Source organism: Pirellulales bacterium (assembly GCA_036499395.1).
Classification (GTDB): Bacteria; Planctomycetota; Planctomycetia; order Pirellulales; family JACPPG01; genus JACPPG01.
Map to the genome: position 1 here is coordinate 25,434 of DASYDW010000063.1, position 15,296 is coordinate 40,729.

General features: G+C 56.0%; 12 protein-coding genes. 8 read left to right on the top strand and 4 right to left on the bottom strand.

The genetic code is table 11. From position 1 onward, the window contains the following. Positions 1-119: 119 nt before the first annotated feature. The 4 genes from VGN12_09450 to VGN12_09465 form a co-directional block, all read right to left on the bottom strand. Positions 120-1,232, bottom strand: coding sequence for a GTPase (locus VGN12_09450; GenBank protein ID HEY4309661.1), 1,113 nt, complete (start codon positions 1,230-1,232; stop codon positions 120-122). Between the two features lie 44 nt (positions 1,233-1,276). Continuing rightward, positions 1,277-1,693: a hypothetical protein gene (locus tag VGN12_09455; protein HEY4309662.1), complete on the bottom strand. Its 417-nt coding sequence runs from the start codon at positions 1,691-1,693 to the stop codon at positions 1,277-1,279. A gap of 610 nt (positions 1,694-2,303) precedes the next feature. After that, positions 2,304-3,722, bottom strand: coding sequence for a sigma-54 dependent transcriptional regulator (locus VGN12_09460; protein HEY4309663.1), 1,419 nt, complete (start codon positions 3,720-3,722; stop codon positions 2,304-2,306). Beyond that, positions 3,719-5,119 (bottom strand): ATP-binding protein, encoded by a 1,401-nt coding sequence (locus VGN12_09465; protein ID HEY4309664.1) that lies wholly within the window; start codon positions 5,117-5,119, stop codon positions 3,719-3,721. Before VGN12_09465 ends, VGN12_09460 begins: the two co-directional genes overlap by 4 nt. A gap of 369 nt (positions 5,120-5,488) precedes the next feature. Between VGN12_09465 and VGN12_09470 the strand changes: the two genes are divergently transcribed. From VGN12_09470 to VGN12_09505, 8 genes are all read left to right on the top strand, one after another. Next, positions 5,489-6,277, top strand: coding sequence for a hypothetical protein (locus tag VGN12_09470; GenBank protein HEY4309665.1), 789 nt, complete (start codon positions 5,489-5,491; stop codon positions 6,275-6,277). 115 nt (positions 6,278-6,392) lie between these two features. Continuing rightward, a complete protein-coding gene (locus VGN12_09475; GenBank protein ID HEY4309666.1) occupies positions 6,393-6,743 on the top strand; it encodes a DMT family protein in 351 nt (116 codons plus the stop codon). Positions 6,744-6,799: 56 nt separating this feature from the next. Then, positions 6,800-8,083 carry an MFS transporter gene (locus VGN12_09480; protein ID HEY4309667.1) on the top strand — a complete coding sequence of 428 codons (1,284 nt, stop codon included), beginning with the start codon at positions 6,800-6,802 and terminating at the stop codon, positions 8,081-8,083. A gap of 224 nt (positions 8,084-8,307) precedes the next feature. Further along, the gene (locus VGN12_09485) at positions 8,308-8,655 is read left to right on the top strand and encodes a helix-turn-helix transcriptional regulator (protein HEY4309668.1); all 348 of its coding nucleotides are present in this window, start codon (positions 8,308-8,310) and stop codon (positions 8,653-8,655) included. Between the two features lie 110 nt (positions 8,656-8,765). Next, complete coding sequence (locus VGN12_09490; protein ID HEY4309669.1) at positions 8,766-10,646, top strand: PAS domain S-box protein; 1,881 nt, start codon at positions 8,766-8,768, stop codon at positions 10,644-10,646. Positions 10,647-11,419: 773 nt separating this feature from the next. Continuing rightward, positions 11,420-12,319: a sulfotransferase domain-containing protein gene (locus tag VGN12_09495; GenBank protein HEY4309670.1), complete on the top strand. Its 900-nt coding sequence runs from the start codon at positions 11,420-11,422 to the stop codon at positions 12,317-12,319. Between the two features lie 1,038 nt (positions 12,320-13,357). Then, positions 13,358-14,488, top strand: a complete 1,131-nt coding sequence (locus VGN12_09500) for an ABC transporter permease (protein ID HEY4309671.1) — start codon at positions 13,358-13,360, stop codon at positions 14,486-14,488. Further along, positions 14,481-15,164 (top strand): ABC transporter ATP-binding protein, encoded by a 684-nt coding sequence (locus VGN12_09505; GenBank protein ID HEY4309672.1) that lies wholly within the window; start codon positions 14,481-14,483, stop codon positions 15,162-15,164. The genes VGN12_09500 and VGN12_09505 overlap by 8 nt, the downstream gene beginning before the upstream one ends. Positions 15,165-15,296: the final 132 nt, after the last annotated feature.

Below are 15,296 nucleotides of genomic sequence, written 5' to 3' on the forward strand. Positions count from 1 at the left end.
AAATTGTCTGGGGCCAACGATACGTCCGGTAAAAGGCAGATAGCTGCGGCGAGATCCGAAACGATGAGAGGCCAATCAGAATGGCGCTCTTTTATTTCCGGATAGACGCTCGCGACAAATCAAGAGTTCAAATCCGCGAGGATTTCTTCGGCCATCTCGTGGTACTCGTCCACGAGTTTCTTGCCGAAGGTGTAGGTTAGACCCGCCCCAGCCGCGACGGCGAGGGCCTGGCCGGCGAACGGGATGAATTTTGCAAACGTTTTCGGCACTTCGTGTTTGCCGATAGTCTTCAAGATGCCGACGATGGCCGACTCGGTACCATACTTCAGAGTTAATGCGACCGTCTTTTGTAATACGGCACGCCCATCCGGTCCTTTCAGCAGAGTTTTCCAATACTCTTCTTGCTCCTTGGTCAAACTATAAATCTCAGCGACCTCGCGCGAGAGCCTGCGAAGAATTCCGAGATCGACGGTTACATCAAGGCCGACTACAGGATTGAGGCCATTGAGCGCCGCCATGCCTGCATACCAGGCCGTGAAGCGCATGGCATTCTCACGCTTCCTCAGCAGTGCCTCTTTGCTCCAGGCGGCGAGATCGTTTTCCAGCCGCAATCTCTTCATTCCATCGAACGAGTCTTGAATATCTTTCAACAAAGTCGGCAAGTCGAAGTGCGCCGGATGCCGAGCAGACACCATGTACACCTTCTGTACGTCCAAAGGTGCCAGGTTCTCCCTGATGTTGTTCTCGATGGCCGCTTTGCTCTCCGCTTCGGTCAGATTATGTCCGTCGTACGCGGCGTCAGCCAGTACAAGATCGAACTTATTCCGCACGAGAAAACACGGCTTCTTCAGTTCATTTCTGATTTGGGAGTATACGATCTTGTCGTCCTGAAAGAATCGCAACTCGGTGACGAAGATGAATAGGTCATGGTCGCTCAGATTGAGTTTTTTGATGTAATCCTTGGTCGGAAAGCGCTCCTTGCCACATCCAGGAAGATCGACCAAGACCAGACCACGATGAAAATATTCGTGAGGCTCAACAGTCGTTTCCTTTGCAAAGCCAACAGCAGCGAGTTTTTCGCCAGTGATGGCGTTGATGAGGGACGACTTGCCTACTCCACTGCGGCCCACGAAGCCGCATTTGACCTTGGTGAGTTCGTACTCTTCTTTTTGACGGGCAAAGTCGCTGAGCAGCTTGGCGATGCCCGTTTCGTTGTCCTTCTGAGTTGGCATCGCACTTCTCGTTCTGCTGATTGAAATGTCGCTACCGCATGCGGCTACGCATCGGGCACGTCATCCGGATGGCCAACTATCCACCAAGCGACATTCGCTGCTTCCGATTCCCCGAGATGAACGCCATGCTTTTCAAGCGTCCGCTGCACAACTCGGCCTAGCTCAATAAACGCCTCTTCTCGCACGGAATCTAACAATCCTGGTACGGAGATCGCGAATCGTACCGCATCAGCTTCTGCAGCCGTGGGGCGAGGTTCACGTTTCTCCGCCGCTTGATCGACACGATTTTTGAGTGTTGCTGCCGGACGAATACCTGCTCCGAGTGACCGTTTTGGCTTGGCCATTCTCGTCGGTGCACGCTCGCTCGCCGACTTCGAACGTCTGGCCAATTTGGTGGGCTTGGTGACTTTGGCCTTGCCGTTTGCCCGGGTGGCCGACCCAACATGTTTGTTCTTCGCCATTCGCGCACCGGAATTGTTTGAGGTGTTGGGCAAATGCCGCTGTGTGCGACGACAGAAGCTTTACATGAGACCCTAGCGGCTATTCTATCCCACAATCCCTGCTTCGTTGTTACCAACTACCATTTGGTTGAGACCTATCTCGATGGACGTCCCTCCTCAGCGGTCTGGGAAATGCATTCGTGCAAGTCGAAATCCAAAATCTACGACTAACGGGGCTCAAAAGCGATCGCTCTCGCTACAGATTGGACGCTGCACTACCACTTCGCCCGCTGCAAAGGAGCATTTTCGAAATGACGCCATCGCATCAAAAGACCAAAGCTGATGATGCGTCGCGAAGTAGAGGGCGTTGATTTCGGGTTTGGTCAGGTGGTTTGCTGGTAATTCCACAGCGCAATGATGGCTTCGGTCACGCGCTCATGAGCACCAATGACGTTCGAGCAGAGTGGGAAAGTAAGAGTCTCAAGGACGCATTGCTCGATGCGTTAGAATAGCGGAACTTTATCGCAAAACGGTTGTTTACGTCCGGCGGTCACAGGTATATGACTTATCGACCGAGACTCGTGGGTTGAGGTGAGGCACGCGAGGGGCTCAAAGCTAGGGCCAAATGCGATCAAGCGCCCTCCGAATTGGCATCGTTGTGTTCAAGCTCATATTGGCGGATTTTGTCAAAGAGTTGACGTCGACTGATTCCCAACGTTTTGGCTGCCTTCGTGCGGTTCCATTCGCATTGGTCCAACGCTTGTTCAATGACACGGCGTTCTGTCTCAGCCAGGATCTGCCGCAAGGACAGGGATTCGTTGGCTACTTGACCTCCTTCCGAGGCGATCGATTGTGACTTCTTCGTTACGGTAGGAATATCGTCCGCCAATATGACCCGACCTCTGGTCAGCGCGGCCGCTCGCGACAAGACGTTTTGTAATTCCCGAACGTTCCCTTCCCAAGTGGCTTCGCAAAGCTTGCTACAAGCCTCCTGCGAGAGGGCGAGCTGGGGCCAGTGGTACTTGCGGGCCAGATGGCGAACAAAATGCTCGGCGAGCAGGGGGATATCGTCAGGACGATCGCGAAGCGGAGGAAGGGAAACGCAGACGACATTAAGCCGATACAACAGGTCCTCGCGAAAGCTGCCTGCCGCAATCATATCGGAAAGGTCTTGGTGGGTCGCGGAGATCACCCGCACGTCGACTGAAATTACATCGTTGCCCCCGACGCGTTCAAATTGGCCAGTTTGCAATACCCGTAAAAGCTTGGCCTGCAGGTCGATATCGAGATCACCAATCTCGTCCAGAAACAACGTCCCTTGATGGGCCTGCTCGAATCGGCCGATACGCTGCGCGACCGCACCGGTGAACGCTCCCCGTTCATGGCCGAAAAGTTCGCTCTCCAGCAGAGTTGGACTAAGTGCCGCGCAATTTACTTTGACAAAGGGCTTTGCTGCACGAAGCGAGTTTTTATGGATAGCGCTGGCGACTAATTCCTTGCCCGTGCCGCTTTCGCCCAGGATCAGTACTGCTTCCGATGTCGTTGCAGTGCGTCCGATGGTTTTGAACACTTGCAGCATCGCTGGCGTGCGGCCGATGAATTCTTCATCGGACTCAGGTTCGGTAACACGTGGCCGCTCTTCAAGCGAACGCAGCTGGTCGAGCAATGCCTGCTGCTTGAGAGCTCGGCGCACCGTGAACAGAACCTCGTCCAGATCGAACGGCTTGGTGATATAGTCGAAGGCGCCGAGCTTCATGGCTTCAATGGCTGCTTGGCTGCCACCGAAGGCGGTAATCACGATCACCGGGATGTCTTCCAGTTGATCCTCGAAATCGCGCAACAACTCCAAACCGGTGTGTCCCGGCATCTTGAGGTCCAATAGCGCTAAGGTGATTTTGCCCGTCGATAGAACTTCGGACGCCTGCCGGCCATCGCTCGCCTCGAGCACTTGATAGCCTTCGGAACGGAGTAGGACTGCTAGGTTTGTGCGGATGGTCGTATCGTCATCCGCAACAAGTATGGTGGTTTTCGACGCGCGCTGATTCGTCATTTCTGGCCTGATCGAAGAGGAAGCGTTACGCGAAACGTGGTTCCCGGCTCGGGGGAAGCCACGTATTCGACACTTCCGCCGTTTTGAATAATGATTTCTCTGCACAGCGCCAAGCCGAGCCCCGTGCCCATGGGTCTGGTTGTAAAGAAGGGTTCGAACAAATGGCGTCGACTCTCGGCCGAAATCCCCTCCCCACTGTCCTGAAATTCGATAACGTAGTGCTTGCCGTCAGCTTGTCGGGCACTGCTCACCAGAACGCGGCCACCGTTAGGCATCGCTTGCAACGCGTTTTGGAGCAAGTTGACGAACACCTGCCGCAGGCCGGTAGGCGATCCGTTGACAATTATTTCGCCGGAAGCAAGTCGCCAGTCGATTGTGACCTGCTGTTCGACAGCCTGGGCCGCAAGCAGCTCTGCAGTTTCATGCAATAGGTTGTGAATCTCGACCGGTTTCCGGTCCGAGTGGTCGGCGCGAGAAAAATGAAGCAACTGCGAGATGGTCTGATTTAACTGGTCCACGGCACCCACCACGGCATGTAAGGATTGAGGAGTGCGCGTCTCGTCGGGAAGCCGCTCCCATAACTGGACGGTCGATCGAATGGCCGCCAGCGGATTACGCAACTCGTGGGCAACACCTGCCAGGAGCTTACCCAGTGCGGCAAGGTGCTCCGACCGGCGGAGATCTTCTTTTAACCTTGCTTCCTGCTCGCGTTGCGTTCGCACAGTTCGGCCCAAACTGATCAAGAGTGCCGCCGCCAGTATCAATCCGCCAATCGCCATTGCCGTGGATGCCTGATAGCGACGCACTTGATTGCCGAGTTGCCGCGGGTCGACGAGGCGGTACATCAGCCATGTTGCCAGTCGTGCGGGACGTTCGGCGCCGACTGGCTCTGTCACAATCATGACTCGGCTAGCTTCCACGTCGCGAACCGACAGGCGAGTGTCGCCTGGTGCACTCATCAAGCTCTCTCGTGCTTGCAAGCGAATGTAGGGCGCCTCCAGCGGCGGCGGGTCACTCTTGTTGGGCTCTCGCCCCGGGTGATGATGCGTGGGAAATGCATAGCCCAAAAAGCGGTCGACCTGATCGTCGACGTAAAATCCTCCTTCGATGTCGGGAAAGTTCCGCAGGACTTGCGTCGTCAACTCGCCCAAGCGTCGATTGTAGTCGTCGATGGATTCGGCGCTTTGCAGCTGCGGGCTTCCCAAGCGTGCTGCCTCTTCCGCCATTCGATGACTGGCTTCCTGCAATTGCGCTTGTACTTCTCTTTCTCGCTGAGGGCTGCTGCGCGTCACGAACGCATCGAACGCCAAGAGAGCGAGCGATGCCGCCACCACTGTTGCCAGCAGCACAGCTTGCGTGCGTACAGTCCAGAATCGTCGTATCGAGAAGTGACTCACAAAAGTTCCGGCATCGGCGGCCAAGACTAGATGCATACCCCGGAAGCGAACAACAAATACCATACCACGCCAACGACGAGCCGATTAATGGTCCCGCACGACTGAAAGTGGGCAGAGATCTGCTCACGGAAGCGGGGGGTTTCTGCCCACATCGCGATTTGGAACGCACGTCGTTCCTCTCGGCTGGTTGCCCCAGCGTATTTGTCAACTTGCCGCGAACTCAAAGTGCAAGGCCAACAAGTGCCGTACTTGATGTACTTTTCGACGTGTGCCGACCGTGTCGTTCGCAAGGTGAACACATGCCGCGAACTCGCCTTCGCATGCTTTGGCATTGCGTTCGCTATTGTCGCAGAGCGTCAGATCAACTTGGTGCCGGCGACGGTGCAGGCGCTACATTTTTCAAGAAGGAGACTCATCATGTTATGGAACTGGAAGTTAGCTCTTCTATCCGCTGCGTTTGGCCTGTTCGGCACCATCGCCTGGGGCCAGACGTCCAACACCTCAGTTCGCGGAGAAATCAAGAGCTTCACGACAGCGCCAAAGGGAGAGACCGATGGCGCGATGTTGACAGACGGGAGCTACATCCATTGGCCTCCGCACGTCGGCGAACGGATCGCAGCGATCCTCAAGGTCGGTGATCGGCTTGAATCTGAGGGCCGTTGGGAAAACGGTCCTGAAGGCGATCGACGATTTGAGGCCGAGCGCGTTATCAACACCAAGACGAATGAACGAGTCGAGATTGATGGACCGCGCCGAGGGGCACGGCCGGATGCGAAACCGCGTCGTGGCGATACCAGTACCAAGGTCGGTCGCATTAAGGAAGTGACTACGGCACCCAAGGGTGAGGTTGACGGTGCGCTGCTGAAGGACGGCACGACGCTGCATTGGCCACCTCACCTTGAAGGACGTTTTCGGACGGTGGCAGCAGTCGGGGCCGAAGTACGGGCTGTCGGCAGGGATGAAACCACTCCCAGGGGCGATTCGCACTTCGAAGTTCAGTCCCTAACGAATCTGGATACCGATCAAACAGCCGCCAATGATGATGAGCCCGCACCACCGCGCGGACCGAGGGCAAACCGGGACGAGCGGCTGCGCGACTTGCAGCAACAGCTCGACCGCATCCAGCGAGAGATCGTCGATCTGCGACGCGCGGACTAGCGCCGAGAACTATTGTCTCATGATGCGACGTGTTGCGCGCAGGGAACCTAGCTCGCAAACGTCGCGTTTTGCTTTCCTCCCGGAACTAAGAATGTGTGGAGACGAGATCAACCCCATGAATCTGAAAGTCATACTCGCGGTAGTGGGGATGCTGTGCCTGTCAAACGTGTTCATGACGTTTGCCTGGTACGGCCACCTTAAGGATCTCGCCCATCGCCCGTGGTACGTCGCGGTACTGGTGAGCTGGTTGATTGCGTTTTTCGAGTACCTCGTGCAGGTGCCGGCCAATCGTTTCGGCGACGCTCATCAAATCAACCTCGGTCAACTGAAAATTCTGCAGGAGATTGTCACGCTATCAGTTTTCGTGCCCTTTGCCATCTTCTATATGCACAAGCCGCTGAACTGGAACTTCCTTTACGCAGGATTCTGTCTGTGCGGCGCGGTGTATTTTGTTTTTCGAAGCTGAGAACCAGCATGTCTCTTAAGACTCAAAATGCCCACCAACATTCGGATGACCCAGCCATGGCTGGGGAGAAAGAGCCTTTCGGCGACGCCATCAATCCCGCAGCACAAGCAAAATCCAGAGGCAGCGAACGGGCGCTTGACGCAACCGCATTTTTTCTTGCAGATGTTGCCGACGGCTTAGGGCCATTCCTGGTGATCGACTTAACCAGCCGCCGGGGCTGGAGTGCCTCTCAAGCCGGGCTGGCGATGGCGATGCTTTTGGTTGGCACGGTCGCCATGCAAACTTTTACCGGTAGCTGGATCGATCGCACGCGTCACAAAACTATGGCGATTGCCATGGCGTGTTGCATCGTGGCTGCTGCCACGGTGGGGCTCTATTTCTCGACGACACCTTCAATCGTTTACGGCCTGCAAGCCTTGACCGGCGTGATGGTGACTGTGTTTCCACCTGCACTGGCAGCAATCAGCTTGGGGCTGGTCGGTCGCAATCGCCTGGCCGCTCGCATAGGTCGCAACGAAGCTTGTTTTCACGCAGGCAATGTGACAGCGGCATTCCTGGCCATTGCGACCAACTACCTGTGGGGAACCATCGGTATCTTTTGCAGCGTGGCAGCGATGGCGATCGCCAGCGCGGTGAGCGCGCATTTCATCGACAACTCACAGATCGACCATGAATTGGCCCGTGGAGCAGATGATGGCGGCGGCAGTCCGTCTATCCTTCCCTGGCGAAGCGTCGCCACCGACCAGCGAATCCAATGGTTTGTTCTCGCCGTAGTCCTGTTCCATTTCGCCAACGCAGCCATGCTGCCGCTGGTGGGTCAGAAAGTAGGACACTCCAATCAAAACGCCGCACAATCGATGATGGCAATATGCATTATCGTTGCCCAGATTGTGATGGTGCCCATCGCATTCTTGGCCAGCCACTTTGCCATCCTAGGTCGTCGCAAAGTATTTCTGGTCGGTTTTCTTATCCTGCCGATTCGTGGTCTGCTCTACACGCTAACCGATTCGCCAAGCTGTTTGATTGCTATTCAAGTGCTCGACGGCATTGGTGCAGGCATCTTCGGTGTGGTCGCCGTCCTCATGGTGGCTGACCTGACTCGTGGCACGGGCCGGTTCAACTTCGCTCAAGGCCTGATGGCGACCGCAATCGGCTTGGGAGCGGCGGCCAGTCAGTTCCTGGCAGGGATAGTCGTCGACCGCCTCGGTTTCGATGCCGGATTCCTGTTCTTGAGCGGGATCGCCGTACTAGCTGTCGCGGTGTTCCTCTTCAAAGTGCCAGAAACGTCTCCGCACTTACGACGGACGGCGTCACTTACGGATGGTCGTTTACCAGACTAGTTGCTATCGAGGGGCCGGCGAGAAGCTATTCGCGGAAACCATCCGCCTAATTCTATAGCGTGGTCGCTTCGGATCCAAAATGGGCGGTCAGCAGTCGCACGTTGAGCGGCGGCGCAAAAATCTGCAGCGCGCCAGTGCTTAAAAAAGGCCGTTGAATGGGCCACGAATTGGCAGTTGTCGGTATATTTCCCCAGGATCGCCCTCATTCGTGCGGATCTCCGTCCATGCTAGCTTTTGTGCGTGAGATACGCCAATTGGCTTATACGCCATTTGGCACGCGAGGTGCAGTGACGCCAAGTGGAGTTCGAGAATTCGCGAAGGAGGAAAAAGCCATGACCCGTACCAATAATAAAGGTAACCGAAAGAAACCGATTAGTCGGGTTTTGCGGAAGACAATCCGAGACAAAGGACTCACCGCTTACGCGACCGCAAAACAAGCGGGCGTATCGGTGGACGCAGTTCAACGATTTTTGAAGGACCAACGCGGTTTGTCCCTGGAGACGGTGGACAAACTTGCCGGGGCGCTCGATCTAACGCTCTGCGATGACGACACGAACACGGGGACGACTTGACTGTCTTAATCCGCCGTTGACTGGGTCAGATGGCGGATGGGCTGTCGACCGTCGTGCAATAATCGTGATCGAGGATGATTAATCGTAAGGCTCGTTAATCAATGGCCCAGATGTTCGACGCAAGCCTCTTCCGTATACTCATCGAGCATAGTTTCGACGCCATCACCACGATTACGCGTGACGGGAGGGCCTCATACGTGAGCCCTGTCATTACGCGCGTTCTCGGTTACTCTCCCGATGAATTTCTAACCTTTGACGCCTTTGAGATCGTCCATCCCGACGATCGAAAGGCAGCAGCCGATCGCTTTACCGAGCTAGTTGCAACGCCAAATAGTTCACAGACTACAGTTAATCGGGTTAGACACAAAGATGGGTCTTGGAGGTGGATCGAGACAGTCGCGTCGAACCATCTCGATACGCCACACGTCGATGCGATAATCGCAAGTTGTCGAGACGTCACCGAACGAAGGCAAGCAACTGAGGCGGTCCGTCAGGCGGAGGAAAAGTTTCGCAGTATCGTTGAAAGTGCGACGGAGTTTGCAATTTTCACCACCGATCTTAATGGCAATGTGAATAGCTGGAATTCTGGTGCAAGTCGACTTCTTGGCTATGACGAATCCGAAGTAATCGGACGGAGTTGCCGAATCTTCTTTTCGCCTGAGGATAATGAGCGAGACAAAGCTGAAGCGGAAATGCACGATGCTCTAGTGCAAGGGCGCGGGAGAGATGAGCGATGGCACGTAAGGAAGGACGGAAGTCAATTCTGGGGCAGTGGCTGGATGATGCCGCTTCGAGACGAAGCGGGGAGCGTTCGCGGATATCTAAAGATCTTTCGTGACATGACTCGCACTAAACTAGCCGAAGAGGCTTTGAAAGAAGCTAGTCGAAGAAAAGACGACTTCTTGGCGATCCTTGCCCACGAGCTTAGAAATCCGCTGGCGGCGATTAGCAATGCTGCTTTGCTCCTACAGATGCCAGCGGATGACCGGACAAGCGAATGGGCTCCAGATATGATCTCTCGGCAAACGAAATACTTATCGCGGCTCCTTGACGATCTGCTTGACGTATCGCGGATTACAAGAGGAAAGTTACGACTTAAAAATGAACGGCTGGACCTCTCGCCGGTCATTGCAAAGGCAATTGAAACGGTCAGGCCTCTCGTTGAAGAGAAGAGACATAGCCTCGCTTTTACCGTTTCGGCGGGTGGAATATCTGTCGTGGGCGATCCCGTGCGGATCGAGCAAGTATTCGTGAATCTGCTTTCGAACGCTGCGAAATACACTGACGAAGGAGGCAGCATCTCGGTCATTGCACAGAAGGACGAAATGGCCACCATTGTCGTCCGGGATAACGGCATCGGAATCTCCGCTGATATGCTAACTCGGATTTTCGAACCCTTTGCTCAGGCAGAACAATCGCTCGACCGTTCGCAAGGCGGATTGGGTATTGGATTGACGTTGGCCAGGTCACTGATCGACTTGCACGGGGGGACGATCTCCGTAAAGAGCGAAGGAGCAGGCCGAGGGAGCGAATTTGCGATCCGTCTTCCGTTGGCGAGTAGCGAGAATGACCCGGAAACGTTACCCGCGAACCAAACACTTCTACCGCCCAAAAGGACGTATCGCGTTCTTGTTGTCGACGACAACCAAGACTCTGCCGTCTCGCTAGCAACTCTGCTCAAAGTCCGAGGATATGAGACGAACATCGCTTACGACGGACCGGCCGCAATCGAGCTCGCGCGATCATTTGGTCCCGATGCGATCTTGTTGGATATCGGACTTCCCAACATTGACGGTTACGAGGTTGCTAGGCAGATCCGAAACAGTGAACGAGGAAAGTCAATGTTTTTAATCGCGATCTCCGGCTACGGCCAAGAACAGGACCGCCGCCGCTCCAAAGAAGCTGGGTTTGACCATCACTTTGTCAAACCGGTCGACTTTACGTCGCTGTCTAGCTTGTTGTCGGAACGTGTTCCGAACGTTCCCAAGTAGTGAGGTCGGCAACCAAATCGGCCTGCGAGCGCCTAAGCCGTTGCCAGTAAATGCCGCGCCGCTTCGAGTTGTAAGTCCGGAGATTCGCAACAAGCTCGGCCTTGAAGCAGGCCAGATAATGCACAAGAAGTGCCCCCCGGTTGGGCAGTAGTGACGCGACACGATCGCCTTGAAGGAGGCCCAACGCCAAATACTGTCCTGCCAGCCGAGTCGAAGCTTGGTCCAGTTCGCGCCACGACCAAGTCCGTTCCAGCGAGATCAACGCTGGCCCGTCCGGTTTGCTTTTTAAGCCGACATCAAGCAGACTCGCGAGCTTGACCGGCCGTTCTAAAACGGCTCCGACAATCGCCACAAGAACTCCTTCACATTAAGCCTTCGTCGATAAAAAGTGGACCGCCGCAACATGTTAATAATTTGCACTAATGCCAACTAAGATGGCCAAGGGCTTGGGCTATACCGCTGTCAGCACTTCAATCGTGAAAACGATCATCGCGAAACTGCCGCGAGGCAAATAATTCAGGCCAACTCGTCAGAATTGGTTTAACCAATGCGACCGCAGTAGGTTGCACATGATCGGTCGCCCGATGATTCGGGAGGAAATCTCCTTCCGCTCTTGAATCAACAATAGTTCGGCGTTTTTGCCTTACTAATATGCTTCGGTCACATCGACCGGTGGCACTAAAGTCACCTGCTTTGGACCGGCGGAAGCGACAATGCCTCAAGAACCGCGCCGGGTGCTGTCCCTGGGAACACGAACTTGCTGGAAAGTTGCTATGGGCATAAATATCGAGTGGCCGCAAAAGCAGCGCGAGTTGCACAACCATCACTTCGACTCGACGATCTGGAACGAGTTCTCGTTCCGCGACGACGACATCATCATCGGGACCTACGCGAAGGCCGGCACGACTTGGATGCAGCAGATCGTTGCGCAATTGCTATTCAACGGCGAGCCGGCGTTGGAAGTCGCCGAAATGTCCCCCTGGCTCGACCTCCGCGTGCCGCCAAAGGAGATCAAGCTGCCCGTGGTCGAGGCGCAAACTCACCGCCGCTTCATCAAGACGCATCTTCCCGTCGATGCGCTGCAGTTCTCGCCGGCGGCGAAGTATCTTTACATCGCGCGTGACGGTCGCGATGTGGTGTGGAGCATGTACAACCACCATGCCAATGCCAATCGATCCTGGTACGAGGCTCTGAACGATACGCCGGGACGCGTCGGACCGCCGATCGAACCGCCGCCGGACGACGTTCGCCAGTATTGGCGAGATTGGATGACGCGCGATGGGCATCCGTTCTGGCCTTTTTGGGAAAACATTCGCAGCTGGTGGGAGATCCGCCATCTTCCCAACGTGAAGCTCGTGCATTTCACAAACCTCAAGCTCGACATGCCGACAGAGATTCGCCGGGTCGCGGAGTTTCTTGAGATTCCGATCAACGAATCGTGTTGGGACGCGATCCTTGAGCACTGCTCTTTTGACTGGATGAAGAAGAACGCGACGAAGTGCGTCCCGCTGGGAGGAGCGTTCTGGGACGCTGGGGCCGAGGTCTTCATCAACAAGGGGGTCAACGGGCGATGGAGTGACATCTTGACGGCCGAGGAGTCAGCCGAGTACGAGCATCGCGCCGAAGCCGAACTTGGACTTGAATGCGCACGCTGGCTTGCGACCGGTAGGTAGATCCTCCGATGGCGTGCCCACTTCGGTCACATCGACCGAGGCACCGAAACGACTCAATGAGGCCGAGCTAGTAATCGTTCCTTTGCCGGTGCTCGCAGCAAGGCCAGATCCACGGCAACTCATGGTCGCGTACGATTCCAAAATACGGATGCGTTTTCGGAGAACTCAGACCGTCTCGTTAAACGGTTGTGTTTCTGACTCGGTCCACGAATCGCGTCATCAAACGGTGCTTTTCTCGGAGACCATGTAAACGTATGAGTTAATCGGACCCCCGAACATCGCACAACGCTCTGGTTCGGAGTTTGTCGGAGACGGCGACTAGCCATTTCGTCCCGCATTGATCGTGTTTCGGAGCGAAATTGGGCTCGTCCACGCCCAGCAGTTGCTCGACCTCGGCGCGGAATCGCACCATTTCGTCGTTCTTCGGATCGTTCTTCTCCATCCACTCGACGGCCTGTTCGAATAGCCGCCGGTCAGGGATATCTCGCCGCTGCCGAGACGTTTCCGAATCCGCTGGTTCCGAATTCCGCAGGCATCGGTTCGAGCCCGTTTGGCCGGATGAACGTGCAGAGTCATGCCGAAGAGCTGCAGAAGGCAGGTGCGGCGGGGATGCCGTGGGTGGTCGACCTATCTTACGAAGCGTTGGCTGGTACATACAATTTTTTCGAGCTTCAATGCATCACGCTCGGTGCGAACGCTCGTTCTTTTCCCGAGCCCCTTCGATCTTCTTATCCAAATGCTTGGTTTTGCGCAGTTCTTTGTGCGCCTTTCGCTGCAATTCCTCGACATGCATTTCGCTGACACCGAACGGCAGACAGCTTACCGATTCATGCGACCCGCGTCCCATTTGACCGAATGGAGTTAGAGCCTTAGAGTACCCGCTACTCGATCAGTCCGTTAATCGGATCGCGTTTTGCCGACTCGACCGTCGAGTTCGCTGGCTTGAGGATCGTTCGCCGCTGGCCCACCCCGGCAGCCTCGGCCGCCGGTGCCACTGTGCGGTGATATCGTGGTCGACTAATACGCCGAAGAGCACCCATGCGGTTTTTCACCTTCGTCATCAAAAACCTCGTGCGGCGACGATTTCGATCACTACTGACCATCGCCGGCATTGGATTGGCCGTGGGGGCCATGATCGCACTGGTCGGTATATCGCGCGGCTTTGTCGACTCGTTCCTGGAATTGTATCAAGGACGAGGCATCGACCTGGTCGTCGTGCGGTCCGGCGTCGCCGAGCGCTTGACGAGCGCCCTGGACGAATCTCTCGGCGACAAGATCCGCCAGTTACCGGGAGTGAAGCAGGTAGCCGGTGTGATGATGGATGTGATGTCGTTTCCCGAACTCAATTTATTCGGCGTGCCGATCGTGGGATGGGAGCCTGACGCGTTCATGTTCGATAATCTGAAACTGGTATCAGGCCGATCGCCGACGGCCGACGATGGCCGAGTAGTAATGCTGGGAAACATTCTGGCGAAGAACATGGGCAAGACGACCGGTGACACGCTCGACGTTCTCGAGGACGAACCGTTTCAGATCATCGGCGTCTTCGAAAGCCTCAGCATGGTGGAAAACGGGTCGATGATCGTGACGCTCGCTGAATTGCAAAGATTGATGGATCGCCGTGGGCGGGTGAATATGCTTAATGTAATTGCCGAAAATCGCTTTGACGAAGGATCGCTCGAGCAGCTACGGAGCGCGATCACGGCCGTGGCTCCCGGACTGTCGGCCATGACGACCGAGAATTTCGTCACCAGCGATACGCAGATTCGGGCGGCCCGGGGCATGGCGTGGATGACGTCGCTAGTTGCACTGTTGATCGGCTCGGTCGGAGTGCTGAATACAATGGTGATGTCGGTCTTCGAGCGGACTCAGGAGATCGGCATCCTACGTGCCCTGGGTTGGCGCAAGTCGCGCGTTGTGCGGATGATTTTGTTGGAAGCGATTCTGTTGAGCCTGGGCGGAGCGTTATTGGGGGCCGCAGGCGCCGTCGGCCTAACGCGGATGCTGAGTCGGGTGCCGGCGTTCAGCGGCTCGATCGCCAGTCACATTCCGCTGCCCGTCATTGCTCAAGGATTTTTGATCGCGCTATTCTTGGGATTGATTGGCGGACTTTATCCCGCGGTCTATGGCGCGCGGCTGCAGCCTACCGAGGCGATCCGACATGAATAATCCATCAACCAACGGTGATTTCCTCCGTACCAGCGGACTGACCAAGGATTACCCTGATGGCAAAGTCACGGCCCTCACAGACGTGAACCTGGTGATCCCGCGCGGACAGTACGCGGCCATCGTCGGGCCGAGCGGTTGCGGCAAGTCGACGCTGTTGAACCTGCTCGGCGCACTCGACCGGCCCACCTCAGGAGACGTTTATTTCGAGGGACGGTCGTTCGCCGCGATTGGGGACCTGGATCAGTTCCGCGCCCTGAAGCTCGGTTTCGTTTTTCAGTCGTTTTATCTGCTACCGATTTTGACCGCGCGCGAGAACGTGCAGATTCCAATGTTTGAAGGTTCACTGGGTGCGGCCGACCGGGCCGCGAGAGCCGGGGAGTTGCTGGAGTTGGTCGGTATGTCGCATCGGGCCCACCATCTGCCAAAGCAATTGTCGGTCGGCGAACGCCAAAGGGTGGCCATTGCCCGCGCCTTAGCGAATGCTCCTGAGTTGCTGCTGGCGGATGAACCGACGGGCAATCTGGATTCAAAGGCCGCGCAGGGTATTTGCGACATGTTCGAGCACCTGCACCGCGAACGCGGCATGACCCTGGTCCTGGTGACGCACGACCAGAACGTCGCTGATCGGGCCGAGCGCATCATTCGCATGCGCGACGGTCGCGTACTCGAGGCATAAATCGCAGAGCCGGCGCGAGGAGGCTTTCGAATATCCCGGGACAATCGGCTATTGCTGCGCAATTGCGTTGGCGCGGTCCGCCGTTTTTGTTAATCATGGGGGGCGCTCCGTGGCTACCCGCCCTCGACAATT

Coding starts and splice junctions, on each gene's coding strand:
- VGN12_09460 (HEY4309663.1), bottom strand. CDS start 3,722: ATGACGAATCAGCGCGCGTCGAAAACCACCATACTTGTTGCGGATGAC.
- VGN12_09505 (HEY4309672.1), top strand. CDS start 14,481: ATGAATAATCCATCAACCAACGGTGATTTCCTCCGTACCAGCGGACTG.
- VGN12_09490 (HEY4309669.1), top strand. CDS start 8,766: ATGTTCGACGCAAGCCTCTTCCGTATACTCATCGAGCATAGTTTCGAC.
- VGN12_09495 (HEY4309670.1), top strand. CDS start 11,420: ATGGGCATAAATATCGAGTGGCCGCAAAAGCAGCGCGAGTTGCACAAC.
- VGN12_09500 (HEY4309671.1), top strand. CDS start 13,358: ATGCGGTTTTTCACCTTCGTCATCAAAAACCTCGTGCGGCGACGATTT.
- VGN12_09450 (HEY4309661.1), bottom strand. CDS start 1,232: ATGCCAACTCAGAAGGACAACGAAACGGGCATCGCCAAGCTGCTCAGC.
- VGN12_09475 (HEY4309666.1), top strand. CDS start 6,393: ATGAATCTGAAAGTCATACTCGCGGTAGTGGGGATGCTGTGCCTGTCA.
- VGN12_09485 (HEY4309668.1), top strand. CDS start 8,308: ATGCTAGCTTTTGTGCGTGAGATACGCCAATTGGCTTATACGCCATTT.
- VGN12_09455 (HEY4309662.1), bottom strand. CDS start 1,693: ATGGCGAAGAACAAACATGTTGGGTCGGCCACCCGGGCAAACGGCAAG.
- VGN12_09480 (HEY4309667.1), top strand. CDS start 6,800: ATGGCTGGGGAGAAAGAGCCTTTCGGCGACGCCATCAATCCCGCAGCA.